The sequence below is a fragment of the Paenibacillus sp. FSL R7-0048 genome (genome assembly GCF_038004505.1).
Lineage (GTDB): Bacteria > Bacillota > Bacilli > Paenibacillales > Paenibacillaceae > Paenibacillus_AQ > Paenibacillus_AQ odorifer.
Window position 1 is genome coordinate 6,868,162 of sequence record NZ_JBBORF010000001.1, and the last position, 20,106, is coordinate 6,888,267.

17 protein-coding genes and 1 pseudogene are annotated in these 20,106 nt (G+C 46.7%); 7 read left to right on the top strand and 11 right to left on the bottom strand.

Annotated features, from left to right (window positions below):
- Nucleotides 1–656 precede the first annotated feature (656 nt).
- Nucleotides 657–4,385: an S-layer homology domain-containing protein gene (locus NSQ91_RS30395; protein ID WP_340921152.1), complete on the bottom strand. Its 3,729-nt coding sequence runs from the start codon at nucleotides 4,383–4,385 to the stop codon at nucleotides 657–659.
- A 73-nt stretch (nucleotides 4,386–4,458) separates the two neighbouring features.
- Nucleotides 4,459–5,229 carry a hypothetical protein gene (locus NSQ91_RS30400; protein ID WP_340921156.1) on the bottom strand — a complete coding sequence of 257 codons (771 nt, stop codon included), beginning with the start codon at nucleotides 5,227–5,229 and terminating at the stop codon, nucleotides 4,459–4,461.
- 355 nt (nucleotides 5,230–5,584) lie between these two features.
- Between NSQ91_RS30400 and NSQ91_RS30405 the strand changes: the two genes are divergently transcribed.
- Nucleotides 5,585–6,940, top strand: a complete 1,356-nt coding sequence (locus tag NSQ91_RS30405; protein ID WP_076179275.1) for a dicarboxylate/amino acid:cation symporter — start codon at nucleotides 5,585–5,587, stop codon at nucleotides 6,938–6,940.
- Nucleotides 6,941–7,028: 88 nt separating this feature from the next.
- On the opposite strand, the gene NSQ91_RS30410 is transcribed toward NSQ91_RS30405, so the two are convergent.
- From NSQ91_RS30410 to NSQ91_RS30425, 4 genes are all read right to left on the bottom strand, one after another.
- A complete protein-coding gene (locus NSQ91_RS30410) occupies nucleotides 7,029–8,024 on the bottom strand; it encodes a Gfo/Idh/MocA family protein (RefSeq protein WP_340921158.1) in 996 nt (331 codons plus the stop codon).
- 163 nt (nucleotides 8,025–8,187) lie between these two features.
- Nucleotides 8,188–9,141: a 1,4-dihydroxy-2-naphthoate polyprenyltransferase gene (menA, locus tag NSQ91_RS30415; protein WP_076219134.1), complete on the bottom strand. Its 954-nt coding sequence runs from the start codon at nucleotides 9,139–9,141 to the stop codon at nucleotides 8,188–8,190.
- Nucleotides 9,142–9,179: 38 nt separating this feature from the next.
- Nucleotides 9,180–9,956, bottom strand: coding sequence for a DUF6081 family protein (locus NSQ91_RS30420; protein ID WP_340921162.1), 777 nt, complete (start codon nucleotides 9,954–9,956; stop codon nucleotides 9,180–9,182).
- Between the two features lie 35 nt (nucleotides 9,957–9,991).
- Nucleotides 9,992–10,909 carry a prenyltransferase gene (locus NSQ91_RS30425; protein WP_036682043.1) on the bottom strand — a complete coding sequence of 306 codons (918 nt, stop codon included), beginning with the start codon at nucleotides 10,907–10,909 and terminating at the stop codon, nucleotides 9,992–9,994.
- A gap of 335 nt (nucleotides 10,910–11,244) precedes the next feature.
- Between NSQ91_RS30425 and NSQ91_RS30430 the strand changes: the two genes are divergently transcribed.
- The 4 genes from NSQ91_RS30430 (at nucleotide 11,245) to NSQ91_RS30445 (ending at nucleotide 14,475) form a co-directional block, all read left to right on the top strand.
- Nucleotides 11,245–11,868, top strand: a complete 624-nt coding sequence (locus NSQ91_RS30430; RefSeq protein ID WP_036682044.1) for an acetate uptake transporter — start codon at nucleotides 11,245–11,247, stop codon at nucleotides 11,866–11,868.
- 54 nt (nucleotides 11,869–11,922) lie between these two features.
- Nucleotides 11,923–12,240, top strand: coding sequence for a hypothetical protein (locus tag NSQ91_RS30435; protein WP_076124017.1), 318 nt, complete (start codon nucleotides 11,923–11,925; stop codon nucleotides 12,238–12,240).
- Nucleotides 12,241–12,361: 121 nt separating this feature from the next.
- Nucleotides 12,362–12,838: a DsrE/DsrF/DrsH-like family protein gene (locus tag NSQ91_RS30440; RefSeq protein ID WP_036682046.1), complete on the top strand. Its 477-nt coding sequence runs from the start codon at nucleotides 12,362–12,364 to the stop codon at nucleotides 12,836–12,838.
- 125 nt (nucleotides 12,839–12,963) lie between these two features.
- Nucleotides 12,964–14,475: an aminotransferase class V-fold PLP-dependent enzyme gene (locus tag NSQ91_RS30445; protein WP_340921167.1), complete on the top strand. Its 1,512-nt coding sequence runs from the start codon at nucleotides 12,964–12,966 to the stop codon at nucleotides 14,473–14,475.
- Between the two features lie 12 nt (nucleotides 14,476–14,487).
- Here the strand turns inward: NSQ91_RS30445 and NSQ91_RS30450 are convergent, their stop codons facing one another.
- Both NSQ91_RS30450 and NSQ91_RS30455 read right to left on the bottom strand, forming a co-directional pair.
- On the bottom strand, nucleotides 14,488–15,399 hold the full coding sequence (locus NSQ91_RS30450) for an aldo/keto reductase (RefSeq protein WP_076179216.1): 912 nt from the start codon (nucleotides 15,397–15,399) through the stop codon (nucleotides 14,488–14,490).
- Between the two features lie 59 nt (nucleotides 15,400–15,458).
- A complete protein-coding gene (locus NSQ91_RS30455; protein WP_036682051.1) occupies nucleotides 15,459–16,076 on the bottom strand; it encodes a TVP38/TMEM64 family protein in 618 nt (205 codons plus the stop codon).
- Nucleotides 16,077–16,256: 180 nt separating this feature from the next.
- On the opposite strand from NSQ91_RS30455, the gene NSQ91_RS30460 reads away from it, so the two are divergent.
- Nucleotides 16,257–16,427 (top strand): hypothetical protein, encoded by a 171-nt coding sequence (locus NSQ91_RS30460; RefSeq protein WP_340921170.1) that lies wholly within the window; start codon nucleotides 16,257–16,259, stop codon nucleotides 16,425–16,427.
- 15 nt (nucleotides 16,428–16,442) lie between these two features.
- A pseudogene (locus NSQ91_RS30465) lies at nucleotides 16,443–16,775 on the top strand (GNAT family N-acetyltransferase); the annotation flags it as partial.
- Nucleotides 16,776–17,097: 322 nt separating this feature from the next.
- On the opposite strand, the gene NSQ91_RS30470 reads toward NSQ91_RS30465, so the two are convergent.
- The 3 genes from NSQ91_RS30470 to preA are packed head-to-tail and all read right to left on the bottom strand — an operon-like array spanning nucleotide 17,098 to nucleotide 20,068.
- A complete protein-coding gene (locus NSQ91_RS30470; RefSeq protein WP_094900955.1) occupies nucleotides 17,098–17,349 on the bottom strand; it encodes a hypothetical protein in 252 nt (83 codons plus the stop codon).
- Nucleotides 17,349–18,776 carry a dihydropyrimidinase gene (hydA, locus tag NSQ91_RS30475; protein ID WP_340921175.1) on the bottom strand — a complete coding sequence of 476 codons (1,428 nt, stop codon included), beginning with the start codon at nucleotides 18,774–18,776 and terminating at the stop codon, nucleotides 17,349–17,351. Before hydA ends, NSQ91_RS30470 begins: the two co-directional genes overlap by 1 nt.
- 2 nt (nucleotides 18,777–18,778) lie before the next feature.
- Nucleotides 18,779–20,068 (bottom strand): NAD-dependent dihydropyrimidine dehydrogenase subunit PreA, encoded by a 1,290-nt coding sequence (preA, locus tag NSQ91_RS30480; protein WP_076276253.1) that lies wholly within the window; start codon nucleotides 20,066–20,068, stop codon nucleotides 18,779–18,781.
- Nucleotides 20,069–20,106 lie beyond the last annotated feature (38 nt).

Consider the following 20,106-nt stretch of genomic DNA (forward strand, 5'->3'; position numbering starts at 1 on the left):
AATCAATAATGTGAAATATTACTACTTTATGTAATTACAATAATTGTATCATTTAGTAGAATCCTCTTCCATGATTTAGTCTGCTAATCTTATGTCTAGTTAAAAAAGAGTGGCCATTAGGCCACCCACTAGAGATTTATAGCGAAAGGCAGCACCACCGATGCCACGAAATGGCTGTTGGCACCCCCTTTATTTGAGCAAACCAGACTAAGATCAGCGTACGTTTGGTCGGGTAGCATTTATAAGTAAGAGAGCGAGCACGCTATCGGACACAGCTGACCTTATACGCGGCTTTTTCCCACATTTGGAGTGCTAAAGGACCCCATAGTCGCTATCAGCATGAAAACCACCATAAACACACCTTTTTCTAAGCGATAGCGTCGCTGGAGTCCGAAACTATGCCCCAAAGGCTGGAAAGTGGGAAATAACGTCATCTAGGTCCGAAAGCCGCGCCGATAATGAATGAACTGCTGAATCAAGCGGGCATGAGGGCAAGCGGACAGGGCAAGGGCAACCAGCCAGCTAACAAACAAAAAAGCAGAGCAGTGATACTCCAATAAAGGAGGAACCGCTGCTCTGCTGTCTTAGTCAAACCAAGTCGAAACATTCATAGTTGAACGCTACTTACGTGACGTCCGCTATGTCTTAGTGGCTGATTATTTGGATAGCAAATTGTAAATAACCTGTGCTGCTTCTGCTCTTGTAGTGACTTCTTTTGGATTGAGTTTACCGTTCGCTCCGGTCACTACGCCTCTCTCTACCAGCGCTTGAAGGGCTTCTTGTGCATAACCAGCGATCTGTCCAGCATCACTAAAGCCGGCAAGCGTGGCCGTTGTCTTCTCAGATGGCAGTTCACCTAGCGCTACAAGCGAGCGGTACAAGAGTGTAAATAGCTCCTGCCTAGTGATCTGAATATCTGGCTGGAAATGATTATCTCCCGAACCCGTTGCTACCCCAAGACGTTTAGCTGTAGCAAGATAATTCGTATAATACGTATTGCCTGCATCTGCAAAATTATCAGCAGCAATGGCATCCGGTGTGATGTCATAAGCCTTGAGCAACAAGACGATGAACTGCCCTCTAGTGATTGCAGCATTCGGACTGTAATGTTCAGCATCCGTACCAGATGTGATACTGCGTGCTGCTAAGAAACCTACTGCATGGCTATACCATGATGCCTCTGGAACATCTGCAAAGCTCACCTGATTATATCCAATAATATATTGGGAGAAATGTGTGGTTACGAAATCTACAGTTCCCTTGGCGGCATTGTAATTTCCACGTACATTGTCCAAACTTCCAGTGCTGTTAATGTGATACACAATAACCGCATCTGACCGTTCTCCCGCTTGCAGCACATACGGTACGCTGATACGAACACTCCCCCCACCGAAGGTGGAAATCGTACTTTCACCCGCTATAACCGACAAGTCATAAACCGGTCTGTCTCCGAGAACAGCCTTGCCTTCTGCCGTTAATGACACCTTCGCGATTCTAACAATGATGTCTCCGGCATCTGAAGCTGCACTAATGCTCGCCAATGATTTGGCATCAAACGTAATCGTACCCACATTCTCATAATCAATGGTAATCTCCGCCTTCGTTCCGGCGGCTAACTCATTAATTATGCTTCTTGGAAGTATAAGATCAGCTGTTTGAGTATCCGAAGTAGCTGCAACTTTAATTTCAAGAACAGCTTTCTTCCCATCAGCTTCTGCCTTCTTAGCGAGACTCACAAATTCAGCAGCCGTTTCTTTTGTGATCGTAGCAGTAGTAACTCCTGTGGTTTTATCCGTTTTAGTTGCCGCTGTTGCTGACAGGTTCACGGTATTCCCTGCTGTTGCCGCAGCAACCAGTTGCGGGCTTGCTGATGGTGTTGGTGTAGTCGTGCTCGGTGTAGAATTGCCACCCGATCCACCTGTTCCACCTGTTCCAGGATCTGAAATAGGCACATAGGCCGGAACCACAATGTCAGTCGCTGGACTTGCCTTATAACCTTCTTTGGCTGCGTATCTCACTTGATACGTGCCCGGTATTAATCCTGTGATTTCTTTATCTGGTGCATACACATAATTAGTTACACTAGACAGCTTATATTCTAAGGCTGTCGTGGTTCCCGTAATTCTTCCATCGTTGTTCGCTGCTGAGGTAGGAGCAACTCCCTGTAACCCAGTTGGGGCTGCTTGTTCCGCAGTGAATGCTGGAACGATTACATCTGCTGCTCTACCCGCGTTAAATCCTTCTTTAGCTGCGTATCTTACCTGATAGATACCCGGCACCAGTCCAACGATCTCTACATCTGATGCGTAGACATAATCGGTAACGGTAGACAGCTTATATTCCAGCGCTCTCGTAGTTCCTATAATTTTACCGTCGTCATTAGCTGCACTGGTTGGTGCTACACCTACTAATCCTGTAGGTGCCGCTTGCTCACCATATGCCGGGACTTCAACTGTAGCGTCTTTACCAACGCTGTATCCCTCTTTTGCCGCATATCGCACATTATAGAAGCCCGGAGTAAGACCAGTGATAGCCGCACCTGTTACAGGCTTATAATCAGCTTCTCCAACGCCTTTATACTCCTGTCCTTCCGCTGAACCCGTAATTTGCCCATCATCATTAGCTTCAGAAGTAGGGGCTACGCCTACCAGTCCTATCGGAGCTGCTTGTTGATGGGTGTAAGCAGGAACTTCCACACTTACGTCTTCGCCAGCATTATAAGGAATGATTGTGGGTCCAGCTGCGGAAGTTGGCCCTTGATAGCCCGATGTTGCGGCATATCTTACCTTGTAAACACCAGGTGCAAGCCCTGTGATGGCTGATCCCGAAACTGGGGTGTAAGCCTCGTCTCCAGCAAGCTTAAATTCCAATGCTGAACTGGTGCCCACAATTTGCCCATCCTTATTGTCGGCCGCAGTTGGTGCTACACCCGTAAGTCCTGCCGGCACAGCTTCGAGTCTGGAGAATATTTTATCCAGCGCTGTTGTAGTGTTATTGTATCTGGCTCCGATTGGGTAATTATCCTGCACGTAATCCGGTTGGATATTCGTCCAGCTGTACATAAGTTCAACATGCCCTAGAATCGGTGTGTTTTTGCCTCCTGCATCCTTGTTGTCCTTGTTATAAGTGAACAGATATGGAACCTGAAGTCTGTCTCCGCTCACAGTGTTTCCAAGTCCGTCTACATAACTAATTACAGTTGGTTTAGCAGCTGTATTGTTTTCGGTCTTGATATTGGTCAGATAAGTACGAACCAGATCAACATAAAGCTGCGCATACGGATGATTGGTGGTTCTAATCTGAAGCTCATTATTATTATGCGGATTCGCACTGCCCTTAGTGCCGCTGTTGTTATTAGGCTCAGCAACGGTCACACCAGCATCCAGCTTAGTGTCGAAGAAGTAGATCTTATGGATATTATGTTTTTTGGCATATTCGTTGATATATTTAATCACCGCTTGCGTGTTAGGGCACCACGAGCCGCCTAACAAAATCGCATAGTTTCCCTCACTCGCTAAAATTTGCTTCAGCTGATGATAGGTCACATGTTCATAAACAAGCGTGCCATCCGCTTCGTTGAAGATCGTAGGTTTGCCCTCATTTTCCCCTTCATAGTTCTTATTAAATGCAGCCTTGATATAAGCCGACTCGTCGATAGTGTCATATCGGGAAGCGGCACCCAGCACCTCACTTACTGATGTTTTATACGCATTAACCTTCGCCGCATCAAGTGTTCCGTTCGTCAGGAACTCATTCCACGAATAGCTCTTATCCAGATAGGATACGACAGGAGCACTATTTCCCTGTGCATCCTTGTGATCCTTGTTGTATACCAATAAGAATGGAGACTCGAGCTTGTTAGCAGTCACAACTTCCCCGTTTTTATTGGTATAGCTGACATTGCGTTCTGGATCATCTTTGGAAGACAGATTTAAATTCTTCAAATACTTGTTGACCAGATCAACATATTTATAGGCAAATTTATTATTGCTGTCTGCAATCTGAAGGGTGTCCCCGTCCAGCTTAGTATCAAAGTTATAAATCGTTGAGATGCCATATTCCTTGGCTGCCTCGTTGATAAAGCCGATATCGGCCTGTGTATTCTCACTCCAAGCGCCGCCAACCAGAACAGCGTATGTGCCTTCACTCTCAAAAAGATGAACGATATCTTCATATGTCGCTGTTTTAAATACATGGTTAGCATCATTTAGACGGTCATAGACATGACTGAAATAGTCAAACTGGTTAACGCCGCCTTGGGAAGAGGTTATCGCCTCTGCGGTATCCGGATTAGCATAAGCTCTTCCTGCCTGAGTAGGCAGGATTAGCAGGGAGGCTGCCAGCAGCAGCGTTACAATTTTTTTGAAGGTTAATGGTCGTATCATTATGTGCACCTCGCCTTAAATAGGTTTATGGGATGAATGGGCTGAAAGGAATCCTGAATGAGCCTGCTGCTCATCAAGGACAAACCTCTTCCTCAGCGGCTGGTGCCGGTGCGGGTGCCTGAACCGTTTCCACTGGAGCAGCTGCTGGCGCGCTGACTGTGGATGCAGGTGCAGAAGACGATGTTTTCGGTTGAGAAGACTCAACTACCGGAGCCGGGGTCGCCTTAACTACCTCTGTGGTAGAGAAGGTTATAGCCTTTTTGGAAGGTGTCTCCGTTGCTTTTGCTACGGGAGCTGCGGTTTCCTTAGGCTGTTCAGATACAACAGGAGCGGCAGTCGGCTGAACGGCTTTAGCGGTTACGTTTGCTTTTGGAGCAGTCGTAGGCGCAGCAGTTGGCGCAGGCGTTGCTGCGCTGGTTTGCGGTTTAACAGATGCAGATACCGTTGTTGCAGCTGTTGCTGTCTTAGCGGTGTCCGCAGCCGGGGAGGCAGCTGCTTTAGGCTGAGCTGCACCCGCTTCTGGAGCTGCTGAAGCCACAACCTTCGCCGCAGAATCAACAGCTGCGGCTGGGGCCGTAGTCGCTTTTGCCGTGACTGTCTCAGCTGCTGGAGCCGAAGCTTCCGGCTGGACAGCTTCTGTTACAGGAGCTGCAGTAGCTTCTGCCTGAACAACAACTGCTGCCGCAGAAGTAGCTACTGGTAAAGCTGCTGCGGTTACTGCTGTATTACTACTCTCTTGAATGGGTGCTGCCTCTGCTGTTTTTTTGTTAGCGGATACCGCGGCATACGTCAATGCGGAGAAGACGATAGCGGCGGCAACCAAAGAGATCGAAAGCTTTTTCATATGTGTACCATCCTTTTCAAATAAAATAAGAAACCCCTTCACTACATTCTTGTACCTTAAATCCGTAACTCTCCCTTCTCTAAAGTAAAAAAAAGAGACTCAACGGGACGCAATTTACGCGTCTTTCGTTGAATCTCCGGCTGTCCAGTCGATTCCAATTGGCTTGTGATTAAGTTCCATATTATTCATGCCATAGTGCCTTGTCAATCAATTTTTATTTTTCACATGGTTTTTATCGGAATTAATTATTTTTAACATATAATTACATTGACTTTACTATAAATTCTATATAGATTGATCTCAATAGGATTAATCACATTAAAAAACTAGGTTTAAGGGGGTATTGGTAGTGAACATAGATAACAACTTATTATCCGCCATCGAAACGAACTGGTATGGATTTGTCGCCTCCATATTTGTGTTTGCAATTTTGTTTCTACTGGCACGTAAACGAATTGGATTTGGTACCCGGGTACTCATCGGACTTGGCATCGGACTTATTGCCGGTATATTCTTTCAGTACTTCGATTTAGAGACCAAAGCTATTAGCACATTCGGCAGCATTTATATCAGCTTGATCCGCATGCTCGTCATTCCTTTAGTATTCGTACTCGTATTAAACAGCATTTCTTCCTTAACCAATCTGGAGTATCTACGCAAAATCGGGATCAAAACCTTCGCCTGGTTCCTCGGAACAACGGGCATCGCTTCTATTATCGGCCTATCCGTTGCGCTGCTGTTCAATCCCGGCCAAGGTATACAACAAGATGTACCCGCAGATTTTGCAGCCCGTGAAATCCCGACCTTCTCCCAGGTTATCCTCGATCTTGTTCCATCTAACCCTGTTAATGAAGCAGCTACGGGTAAGGTTGTGCCTCTACTCATTTTCGCGATCTTCCTAGCAGTGGCTATAATCAAGATTGGCTCCAAGAAACCGGAAGCCGTCAAGCCTGTACGTGATCTTATTGAATCCCTGACACTGATACTGCATCAGGTTGTGAAATTCATTATTCGCCTGACGCCTTATGGCGTATTCGCACTGATTGCCGGAATCACCGCACGTTATGGCTGGGAGACGTTGCAGGAGCTAGGCAGTGTAATTATAACCTCGTACGTAGCAATGATTATACATTTTGTACTTATCTTTGGCGGATTGGTTCTATTAGTAGCGAAGGTGAATCCAATTCGTTTCTTCCGCAAAGTGTATCCAACCATTACCGTTGCCTTCACAACCAGAAGCAGCTACGCAACCCTACCGGTCAATCTCGAAGTGATTACGAAGCGGCTTCATGTCTCCCCGCGGATCGCGAGCTTTATCGCACCGTTAGGGGCATCTGTGAACTTTAATGCGTGCGGTGGGATTTGGCCAGCTATCGTGGCTGTATTTACCGCCCAAGTATTCGGTATTGATCTGAACTGGACCGACTATATTACACTGGTATTAGTAAGTATTATTTCTTCCATTGGTGTAGCTGGCGTACCTGGACCAGCCGTAATCTCCACCACAGTAGTCTTAACTGCTCTCGGCCTGCCGCTTGAAGGAATCGCTATCGTTGCAGGTGTTGAAGCGCTCATCGATATGGGCCGTACCGCTGTAAACGCAACTGGAACAGCTGTAACAGCTCTGTTAGTAGCTAATTCCGAAGGTGAATTTGACCGCGAAGCGTTTAATAGCAATGATGACGATGATATTCTCTTGAGCACCGTTTAAAAGCTGAAACTGTAAAAACCTCCGGAATCTGCGTAAAGCAGAGCGCCCGGAGGTTTTTTTTGCATAGATTCCTATTGGATTCATCTTCTTATAGCATACTAATTCTTTCCCGCTTTTTAGCAGAAGCTAGACAAGTCTCGATCAATTGCATGCCCAGCACTGCATCCTCAGGTGCAAATAATTTTTTTCCTGTAAATACTGCGGCGGCAAAATCATCGACCTCCCGTGTATAGGGATTCGCCCCGGTGGCATCAACCCGTCTTACCCCTTCTCCCGAATGCACAAAAAATTCAGCGTCCTCATCTCTAGCATTAAAAGGCATAGGCACTTCAATCATTCCATCGGTCCCCAGAATCTCTAACAGCTGGCGGTTATATGCCCACATCCCGCAATCAAAAATCAGGCTTAGCCCCTTCGGAAACTCTACCAGTCCTGAAGCCATCATATCTACGTTGTCATGCTCCGGAGAGAACATAGCATGTACTGTTACGGCTTCTGGCTCAGCTCCGAACAGCAGTCGTGCTGCACTTAGCGGATAACAGCCGATATCATAAAGCGAGCCGCCGCCCCAAGCGGATTTAAAGCGAATATTAGAGGTGTCTGTAGCGTCATTATAAGTAAAAGTGCCTCGAATGGAGCGTAATTCGCCAATTTCTCCGCTAGCGATAATCTCTTGCAATTCCGCAATCCGAGGATGATGCCGATACATATAAGCTTCTGCCAAATGGACTCCAGCATCATTACAAGCTTTTACCATCTCAGCCGCTTCTTCACTGTTCAGCGCGATCGGTTTCTCACATAAGATATGTTTGCCAGCTTCCGCCGCACGGATTACCCATTCCCGATGGAGGTGATTTGGCAGTGGAATATACACTGCATCAATATCCTTATCCGCCAGTAATTCATCATAGCTGCCGTAAGCTTTATCTATTCCGAACTCTGCGGCTACAGCGCTGCTTTTTTCTAAACCGCGACTGGCTACCGCTGTAATCATTCCCGTCTCCGAATCCACTATAGCCGGCATCACTGAACCTGTCGCAATCTGCGCGCAGCCCATGATTCCCCAGCGAAGTTTTTGCACCATCGTTGCTAACCTTCTTCCTTATAGATTACTTACTATACTTAAAGCCACCTTATCATAGAATGAAACGTTTCTCTAACAGAAAGAAGCCTGCAAATTGCAAAAAAACAGTGCCAAAAGGAGCTCCAACCCCGATAGACACTGCTTTTTTATAAAATATGAATGTTTATATTAGTGCATTTAACAGCACAGCCGCACCCAGCACAACAATACGCGCAAGGTTCATCAATACGAAGTTTTTGACGGCAAGAATAAAGGTACTCGCCTTCTCCTGTTTCTCTGTGAACAAGGCAATATTTCGGCGAAGCGGGATCAGCGTAAGTAGAATCAACAGAACCAGAATAGGGTTAATCCCTAAGATCAGCAGCACTACAAGATCCAGATAAGAGACATAGTAGAGATATTTAAAAAGCACAAGCGCATTGCGGCGGCCAATGTACACCGGAAGCGTGTACCTGCGATTCTCCACATCCTCATCAATATCACAAATATTATTAGCGAGCATAATCCCTGCGATCCCCAAAATAGCGGGCACGGAAAACCAGAAAAGGTACAGCACTTCCACGATGTTGATATTCAAGCTGACCCAGCCGTTCTGAAGCAGCAGTGAAACCACATGCTCATCCGTATGGATATAGGCAGAGATAAAAATAATAACAAAGCCCATAAACAAACCCGAAAACAGCTCACCTAACGGCATTCGCGAGATGGGAATCGGCCCGAACGAATAAAGTATACCGATCAAGAACGACAGTCCACCCAGCAAAAAGACCAGTAAACCCGTCTGAGTGACAAGCGCAATCCCGCCCCCTGCTGCCAGCGCCAGCAAAATAACAATCGTCGCCACGACGGTGCGCTCTTTTAGCTTAAAATGAACAATTGGATTATGCGTTTCGTAGCCGTAGCCGTGGGTTTTGGAGGCTTTTTTGAAATCGTAATAGTTGTTAATCGCCGTCGTCGCCATATCGAAGCTAAGCAAAGACACGAACATCAATCCAAAACGCAATACGTAAAAATCCTCAAACCGGTACAGGGCATACAACGTTCCCATTAGAAACGGAATAATACTGGCTACCTTCGTCGGCAGCTCCACAAATCTTAGAAAGCTTTTAATATTCACACCATACACCCTTATCTGTCAAATGAGCCTGCAAGGCATTACTCTTCAGTTGTTGTAACCGTCACCGGGGACCATTCTGCAATAACTGTTTGTCCATGTACAGACACACTGCCTTCAGGACTCAGATCCTTCTCTGTCATAATTCCGAGCGCTACAGTGAAGTTATTGAATTTCAGCGGTATATTTTTCTCGCGGCGTACTTCCTTGCCGTTCAAATAGAATACAGCCTCATCATTGCCGCGGTGATAGGTAATACGGTACGTATTGAATTCCCGTGGTTTGAAATCCGTATCTTCTTTAAAGATGCAGAAATATTTCGTTCCAGTGCTTTCTGGCACTTGTACACCCGGGAATGGCAATATACCATATACACTAGCGTATTTGTCATTTCCCGCGAAGAAATCAAGCGCAGCGCCTGTCGTGAAATCCAGCAGGTTCAGCGATACATATCCATCATACAGATCTCCAGGTGCAGTTCCTTGTGTACGGCAACGAATTTGCAGCTCAATGCTAATCTCTCCAGCTTCCGGAATCTCCACTGGCTTGGCTGAATAATACATGTGCTTGGCATTGTCCAGAATTTGCACTTGATGGTTCTCACGAGATAACTTCGCACGTACATACAAGGTATCATTACGAACGATAACTACAGCCTCCGGCTCACGGTAAGCCCAAAAAGATCCGTCAGGCAGTGTAAATCCACCCGTCTTCCAGACCTTTCCTTCTTCTAAAATGGAGTGGAAATCCCCAAGAACCATGCGATTGCCTTTAACTTGTTGTTCTTCTGCCATCAATTCCTTGTCCTTCTTTTCCATGAAAGCTCACTCCTTCTGTAGTCCATCTATTATTATCAGATCAAGCCTTGAATTAATAAAGTTATTGCCATTACTACTCCGCAGCGTACGGAGGCTTTTTGTGAAGCACCCATCAGCGGGATATAAGCCGGCGAAGCATTATGTTGCTTCAGACTACTGTAAATGCGCAGCGGCCAGAAAGCTGTAACCAGCGCCAACAGTGCGTAAACAGGAAGTACACCCAACAGCACACACACTATCACCGAAGCGTAGCCAGTAAAAAGAAGTACACGTGAGAATACAAGCGCCTTTTGTTCTCCCCATACTACAACAAGCGTAAGCTTACCCGCCTGCTCATCCGCTTTCCAATGTAGGAAATGGTGATTAAACAACAATAATGTAGTTAAAAATCCGACAGGCAGCGAGAGAATTACAGGCTTCATGCTGAACTGACCGGTTTGTACGAAATAGGAGCCTAATACAGGCATAATCCCAAAAGCAATAAAAATGGCCATCTCACTATAACCTTTGCCGCGATAGCCATAACGCAGTGGCGGAGCCACATAGAAATAAGCGATTAAAGCACCAACAAGTACAAACCAAAGGATATTCCAACCGCTATATATACTAAGAATCCCACCACAGATAAGGGCAATCGCCAGCATACTCCAGGTCATCCTTGCATAAAAAGACTCCGAGAGGATTCCACCTGTCAGTAGCCCGGAGTTTGTGCTAATTTCACCAGCGGAATTCTTTGCTTCTGTATCGGTTCCGTTGCGGAAGTCCCACAGATCATTCACCATATTGGAGAACAAATGCGCCGAAATCGCCCCTATTAAGGTAAGAATAAATAAAACCGGATGGAATGTCCCTTCCCATACATATGCCCCAACGGTCCCCAAAACAATCGGGATGAGCATAACAGAAAAACTCCAAAACCGGGTCGCCTTGGTAAATAATGTCCATTTGTTCACTTCAAGCTTACCGCCTTTTTCATATGATTTGATAATAATTATCACTGACTATTATACATCAATTTTCAATAGATTGTGAAGATTATCACTGCATATAATGTCTATTCTTGACATAATACTTCCGTTTGTTTGGTTAAGTATCTTGATAATGGAAGATAAAAATGTAAACAATTCCTTATTTCACGCAGGACCCCTATTTTACGACAAAAAATGAGTGTTGTTTTATAGGCAAGCACATACCGATATGATATGATAGGCAAGCCTATGAACAGCGCCCCTTACGGGCTGTTTTTAAGAGCGTAAAACTATATATAATAATGGAGGCTTTTACTGTCATGTCAGCGCAATCCCCTAACACCCAATCTGTCAAAATCGTCACTGCCGACCCTAGCGCCATCGGGCTATTCGGACTGGCTATTGTCACATTGGTCGCTTCTTCACAGAAGCTTGAATTTACAACAGGACTTAGCTACGTTATTCCTTGGGCTATCTTCCTGGGAGCATTCGCGCAGCTATTCGCCGCCATTCAGGATGCTAAGCACAACAATACCTTTGGTATGACCGCCTTTGGCGCCTACGCTTTCTTTTGGTTCGGCATGGCTAGCAGCTGGCTAATCAAGCTTGGCGTATTTGGTCCAACGCTTGCGGAGGCTGTAGATCCTAAGCAGCTCGGATTTGTATTTCTGGGTTACTTGATCTTCACACTCTTTATGACGATTGGTGCCGTTGAGGCAAATAGAGTTCTGCTTATCATTTTTGTATTGATAGATTTTCTCTTTATCGGACTAACCTTTGATTCCTTTGGGATCGCTCCAGAATTCTTCCATAAGCTAGCTGCTTGTGCTGAGCTTGGTATTGGTATCGTGTCCCTTTACGGATGTGGAGCATCCGTGCTAAACGCTCATTTCGGCCGCAGCTTCTTACCGATTGGAGCTCCGCTGGGCATCTTCAAAAAATAGAAATTGTTCTGATCTGAAACTAATACTTTTGCAAGCCGAAAGGATGCTGAGACTATGCATGTCCTGTCCTCTTCTGAATTAGCGGTAACTGCTATTTTCGCCCTTATTCTCGCAGTTATTGCCTACCTGATCATTCGGAATATCCCGAAGATGGTTGGCGATATTGCGGCTTTTCGCAAAAGAACACTGGTTTGGACCCAAGTTTCACTAGTACTAACGGTGCTTCAGTTGAATTTTAAAGCAGGCGATTGGCGCTTTTCTATCGTCCTTGGACTCATCGTGTTATTTACCGGAGCTATTTGGCTGTCCGCCCGTTATTACGACATCAGTCGCAATGCAGGTCCAGAATCTAAAGATCCTGAAGTACATTAGTAAATCTCAAGCTCCCGAAAGGGGGCTTTTTTTTATAATTTCAGAAAGCTTCTTCGCATAGTTCTCCCCACCACAACCATACTAATGACATTCTAATAAAAGTAACGGGAGGATTATCAGGGTGAGCAAAAAAATCAATCTGCTAATGTTCAGTGGGGAATACGACAAAGCGATGGCTGGACTGATCCTAGCAAATGCCGCAAGAGATATCGATGTCGAGGTTACTATGTTTTTTTCATTCTGGGGTCTATTTTTGGTGCGTGATCCGGAGAAGATGACTCTTGAGGACAAGAGTATCTACGAGAAGCTGATGGATGTTATTACACCGAAGGGCCCTGGGCAGCTGCCGCTCTCTCATCTGAACTTTAGCGGGCTGGGACGAATGATGCTCGAGGAAATGATGGAGGAACAAGGCGCACCGAAGCTGATTCATTTTCTAAAAGGGGCTCGTAAAAAAAACATCAAATTCTATGCCTGCAAGCTCTCTGTGGAGATCATGGGCTTTAAGCCCGAGGAACTGCTGCCAGAGGTCGAAATCATCGATGCTGCGGCATATTTAAAAGATGCTTTAGAAAGTGATGTACAGTTATTTATTTAAAGTCTGACTAGGCTTTAACCCAATCCCCCATGCAGGCATATACTGTTGCCATAGAAACTACTGGCACGCCGAAAATACACCCCATTAACTTAGCACTGACGGCGTACGGGCTGGAGGGAATATCCGTGCTAAACATCATCCACGCCTCTTCTGCAGAGACGCCCGCTTCATTACAAGACCATTTTGATACTTTTCGTGGTCACACCATCGGCATTCGGCATCAAATCAACACCCCTTATGGCAGACAGCCGCTTCTGTATGCCGATTGGACCGCAAGCGGGCGCTTATATGAACCGATCGAACGCAAGTTGCAGGAAGCCTTCGGTCCCTACGTCAGCAATCCACATACAGATTCCAACACCACCGGACTAATCATGACGCAGGCTTATAATGAAGCTCGCCAAATCATTAAGAACCATGTAAATGCTGGCCCTCAGGATGTACTGCTCTTCTGCGGCAATGGAACAACAGGAGCCGTGAACAAGCTGCAGCGTATCATGGGATTAAGGCTCCCGGAATGGCTACAGGAACATAATAACCGTGCACTGGAAGACCGCCCCGTTATCTTCACCAGCCATATGGAGCATCATTCCAATATTCTTCCTTGGCAGGAGGGACTTGGTGACGTCGTTACCATTCCCGCCGGAAAGGACGGAAATATTGACCCTCAACAGCTTGAAGACCAGCTGCGACTGTACCCCAATCGTCGTTTCAAGATTGGTTCATTTACAGCTTGTTCTAATGTGACTGGAATTCAGACGCCTTACGCAAAGCTAGCGGCTACTATGCATCGTCATGGGGGCATATGCTTTGTGGATTTTGCCGCCAGTGCTCCCTACGAGCCTATCAATATGCACCCCCCTTCTCCACTGGAGAAGCTTGATGCGATCTTTTTTTCTCCGCATAAATTTCTGGGTGGGCCGGGCACAAATGGCGTTCTAATCTTTGATGAAGCGCTGAGCAATGGACGTATTCCTGACGAACCGGGTGGAGGTACAGTAGCCTGGGTCAACCCTTGGGGAGGACGCCGCTACACTAATGCGATTGAGATGCGGGAAGACGGGGGAACACCGGGGTTTTTACAGGCTTTTCGCACGGCACTTTGCGTGAAGCTGAAGGAGCAGATGAATGGAAACGGTCAATATATGGTGATTAGAGAACACGAGCTGTGTCAGGAATTAATGGCAGGGCTCCGCAACATCCCGGAATGCGCGCTGCTGGCCGGAGATCATACAGAACGTCATGGAATCGTCTCTTTTACACTTCGTGATATCCATTACAACCTCGCTGTTCAGCTGTTGAATGACCGTTTCGGCATACAAGCTCGAGGCGGCTGCTCTTGTGCAGGTCCATACGGACATTACCTGCTTGGATTAGGGTGGACGCAATCCGCTCAGATTGCCGGAGCGATCATGAGCGGCGACCAATCCTTCAGACCAGGGTGGATTCGCATCTCCCTACATCCCATTATGACTAATCAGGAAGTAGAGAGAATTGTATCCGCTGTAAGGAGTATTGCGACCCATGTCCAGCAATGGAAGCAGGACTACCTTTACGATACTTCCACGAACAGCTGGAATCATATCTACGCGCAGCATTCACCCGAGATGAAGCTCCAAGAACTCTTCACCATGTAACAATCTAACTTATCACACGTTGCCCTTCACCATGTCCAAATCGGCAGCACTGGCATTGGAGATGACTTGTTCTACATTTTTGCAGCCCGGAATTACACTGGTTACTGCGGAATGCTGGAGACACCAAGCCAAAGCCCACTGCGCCATATCCAGACCTGACGGCACTTCATTAGCAGCAATTTCTGCTACTGCGCGCAGCTGCTTTTGTCTTACATCCTCTTTATGGTTAGCTCGCACATCACCCTGAGCAAAAACCGCATCTGGCTTATACTTGCCGCTCAAATAACCACTGGCTAACGGAACGCGAGCTAACACGCCTAATTGATGCTCGATGCACAGCGGAAGAATCTCTTCTTCAGGTTGACGATCCAGCCGATTATATACTACTTGTATGGCCTCTGCTTGCACATCCGCTGCCGCAGAGGTCTGGTGCACCCCCGAGCCCGATGCACTGATCGACACGCCCAAATGACGGATTTTGCCGGCTTGCTTCTGTCTGTCGAGCATACTCCACAGCTTATCATTATCGAATTGCTCATCCGTTCCGGAATGGAATTGATAGAGGTCAATATACTCTGTTTGGAGTGCGCGGAGGGAGTCGTCCAGCTGCTTAAGCACATCCTCAGCACGCCATAGCTGTTCCCGCTGCAAATGCCCCTGAAAATGATGGCCAAATTTCGTAGCTACAACCCAGTCCTCGCGTTTGCGGCGCGCCAGATAATCCCCGATGAACTTCTCCGACAAGTGATCTCCGTAACATTCTGCCGTATCAATCAGATTAATACCCAGCTCTCCAGCCTTATCCAGCATGGCATCGACTTCAACCTGAGTGAAATCCTTGCCCCACTCTCCGCCAAACTGCCAAGTCCCTAGGCCAATCACCGAGACATTCATTCCTGTACTGCCAAGCTTACGATATTTCATCATCATTTCCTCCTTTATTCTATTTAAATTTAGGGATTCCAGTTAATTCTGACTCTATGCTAAGCTATCTTGTTCCCATCCTGTGCTGTTCTAGCAAAACGCGCTTCGATGGCTTTGACTCCCCATAACGACAGCCCGATAAACAACAGAACATAGATAATCTCCCACGGCTGGCGAATGAAACGTTCCAGATCGTTGCCAATGTATGAAACTGCAAATACCATAATCGCTTTGCCTACCGTGAGCGCAAGAAGATACGAACGGAACCTCATCCCGGCAAGCCCCGCTGCCATATTAATCACAACAAAAGGTCCTACCGGAAATATACTAAGCAGAAAAACATAGCTAAATCCACTTTGCCGCACCCACGTCATGCTTTTGGCTACTTTGGGCCGCGCTGCCCACTTTCGTAAATAACGATGGGAGGCTACTTTGCGGATAATCCAAAAGGTAGTCACACAGCCTGCAACCAGACCGATCCAAGAATACAAAAAACCTAACCATAAACCATATACGGCCCCATTTAACCCTACGATCGCAATAGTTGGCAGTGGTGGTATAAATGATTTCATAAACGTTAACGCAATGCCCGGAAAGGGCCCAAACGAACGATATTGTTCAAGCAGATGCCGCAGATTATCCTCTGTCAGCCAAGACATAATATCAAGAAAATACATAACCAGCTGATCTCCTCATCCGATTGGAATTCTTAACACTTGGTCTCAATTATACACGAAGTTACGTTCATTCCTACAGTGCCGCCAATATAGAGTGAGCAACCGGGACTAATTAAATGACAGGGAGAAAATTCTTCGTTACTATGGATAAAAATACATATTAGACGGGGGCATAAGGTTATGATCATTCATTCAGAAACGTTGGATCTACAAACTACCACCGAGCAGGATTTAGCGTTCGTTCTAGCCATTGAACAAAGTGAGCTTAATCGTGCCTATATCGGACAGTGGAGTAAAGAGGAGCACATTACGGCTATCCATGATCCAGATATCCTGCATCTTACAATTTGAGAGAGGTCCGGGAAAAGAGTCGGCTATATCATCGTAACAGGACTTCAAGATATTCATCTTACCGTTTGTATTAAACGAATCGTCATCCATTCCAAGGGCTTTGGGTATGGCAAACTGTCGCTTCGTCTCGTGAGCGACTGGATCTTCCAGCACACCGAGACGCATCGGCTATGGTTGGATGTTAGAGATCACAACCACAGGGCTCGCCATGTCTATGAAAGCTGTGGCTTTACACTGGAAGGGACTCTACGTGATTGTATGAAGGTTGAGGGACATTTTGAATCTCTGCATATCCTGTCCATATTACGGCATGAGTATATAGAGCGTGAGCAGCAGCGACAGAAATAGATTAGGGAAATCCTCCCTGATTTTTGGTCTTTCAGGTGCCTATAACTGCAAATCGGGGAAAACTTCCCTAATATTCAGCGGATTTGAGCAAAATCGGCGTATTTCAGTGATTTTTAGGGAGGTTTTCCCTAAAACGTCTATTTCGGGACCCTAATCAGCTACTTTTTAGGGAGGATTTCCCCAAAAAGTATATTCCGAGACGATAATCGGCTATTTTCAGGTAGGTTGTCTCCTCGCACCCTTTCATGGGCACAATAAAAAGCCGAGCGGCAAGCTCCCTATCCTACGTGGGCTCACTACTCAGCTTTCAATTCCGTTCCCCTCATACCTCTCCACTGTAACAACCCGCCTGCACACCTTCCGCCCTCAGCCCCGCAACCACAAGGGTTGTCACGTACTTACGGGCATCCGCTGTGAGTAGTAACAGCTCTACCGAGCTTTTAGCCGGCTCCCCTCTGACAAACTTTATTCGGGCACCGTCCAAATCCTCTTGGATGCTGGCAATCGTATATCCTTTAAAAAGCAGCCCATCAATCTCCTGCTGTTCTTTGGCATATTCCGCAAAAGCAGACATTAGACTACACCTCCGCTGATTTCTGCCTTAGAAGGAAGAGGAGCCTCCGCTGCAAAACGTTTGCGTTTCAAATATTTTCCCGAACCTGCTTTGCCGACAAATTGTTTGTTACGAATAACAAATTCACCTCGACTGAGAACAGAAACAGGCTCTCCCTTCACTTCAAAGCCCTCAAACGCATTATAATCTACGTTCATATGGTGCGTGTCCGCAGAAAGGGTTCTTTCTACAGAAGGATCAAAAATGACCAGATCAGCGTCACTACCTACTGCGACCGTGCCTTTTTGCGGATACAAGCCAAACAGCTTGGCGCTAGAGGTAGCAATAATATCTACGAATTTGTTCAATGAGATCCGGCCTTTCTGCACACCTTCCGAATATAGAATCGTAAACCGGTCCTCAATAGTCGGCCCACCGTTCGGGATTTTGGAGAAATCGCCTAGCCCCAGATCCTTTTGTCCTTTGAAATCAAACGAGCACTGATCAGAGCCAATCGTCTGCAAGCTGCCGCTCCATAACGCATCCCACAAAACATCCTGATTCCACTGCTCACGCAGGGGCGGAGACCACACGTATTTAGCACCTTCGAAATTAGGCTTTTCCAGCGCCGTCTGATCCAGCACTAAATACTGTGGACAAGTCTCACCGTAGACGCGCAGTCCCTTTTTACGCGCTTCAGCAATCTTCCAAGCGGCTTCCGCACAGGTCACGTGTACAACATACAGCTGAGAATCTGTAAGTTCGGTTAGATAAGCTGCGCGTCCCGTAGCTTCACCCTCCAGCTCCGGCGGGCGGGTCAGCGCATGAAAGATTGGGTCGGTATTGCCTGCGGCCAAGGCCTGCTCAACAAGATATTCAATGACATCTCCATTCTCCGCATGCACCATAACGAGTGCACCTTCTTTTTTCGCGGCTTGAAGGGTCTTAAAAAGTGTGCCGTCATCCGCCTGAAAAGTATTCTTATAAGCCATAAATACTTTGAGCGAGGTAATGCCTTCATTTTCAATGATCTCCGGAAGCTCACCCAGTACTTTATCGTTTAATTCTGAGACCATCAGGTGGAAGCTGTAATCAATCACCGCTTTATCCTGCGACTTATGATGCCATGTATCTACGGCTTGCTGTAGCGGTTGTCCTTTGGTGGTTAAGCAAAAATCAATGACTGTGGTCGTTCCGCCATATGCAGCCGCAATGGTTCCCGTCTCAAAATCATCAGCTGTAACCGTGCCGCCAAAAGGCATATCCAGATGCGTATGAGGATCAATGCCTCCAGGAAAAACATAACACCCCGAGGCATCTATAATTTCCGCACCAGGGACATCCAAATGAAGGCCAATCTCCGTAATAACCCCGTTTTCAATCGCCACATCGCCTGTATAAGTATCTGCTGCGGTAACGATGATGCCATTTTTAATAATCTTTTTCATCCTTACACCACCTCCACTTCCGAATAGGTGCCATTCAAACTTCCGATCACTTTCTGCCGCTGGTTCCAGGTCAGTGGAGCTGCCCCGGTATCCACTGGAACCATATCGATCGCGCCGTCTGCTGGACAGACAATTGAACAAAGATTACAACCTACACAATCTTCCTCGCGGACCTGTAGAATAGCTTTCCCATCTGCATTAGTTAACATATCAATACACTGATGTGAAGCATCTTCGCAGGCAATATGGCATTTATTACAGTTAATGCAGTTGTTCTCATTAATACGGGCAACGACCTTATAGTTGAGATCCAGATCACCCCAGTTGGAGTAACGGGATACCGATTTACCGATTAACTCTGTTACGGAAGCCAAACCTTTGTCATCCAAATAGTTGTTCAGGCCATCGATCATTTCCTCTACAATTCGGAAGCCATGATGCATGACCGCTGTACATACTTGAATGCCCGTAGCACCCATCAGCATGAATTCAACAACATCCTGCCAGGTCGAAATCCCTCCAATACCGGAGATAGGAATGCCTACTCCCCGGTCACGGGCACACTCGGCCACCATACTAAGCGCAATTGGTTTCACAGCCGGCCCGCAGTAACCGCCATGTGCACCCTGACCCCCAACATTCGGAATGGTGTTCCAGCTATGAATATCTACACCAGCAAGACTGTTGATCGTGTTGATCATACTAATTGCGTCTGCTCCACCCTTAACCGCATGGCGGGCAACGACGGTGATATCCGTAATATTAGGCGTCAGCTTCACAATCACCGGGGTCGTCGCAACTTCTTTTACCCAGGTGGTCTGTGCCTGCACCAGATCAGGCTGCTGCCCCGAAGCAGCGCCCATTCCACGCTCAGCCATTCCGTGCGGACAACCAAAATTAAGTTCCAGGCCGTCTACACCCACATCCTCTACCCGCTTAACAATCTCATGCCATTTATGCTGCGATGGTTCTACCATCAGGGAGGCTATAATCGCATGATTCGGGAATCTTTTTTTCGTTTCATAGATTTCCTTCAGATTAACTTCAAGCGGACGGTCGGTGATCAGTTCAATATTGTTAAAGCCCGCAACCCGTTGCCCATTGAAATTTACTGCCGCAAAACGCGATGAGGTATTAATGATCGGATCGCCGAGCGTCTTCCACACCGCCCCGCCCCAACCTGCTTCAAAGGCCCGCTGCACTTGATAACCTGTATTCGTAGGCGGCGCGGAGGCCAGCCAGAACGGATTCGGTGATTTGATTCCTGCGAGATTAATACTTAAATCTGCCATGATGTTCCCTCCCTGTCATGTAAAATCCAATTTGATTT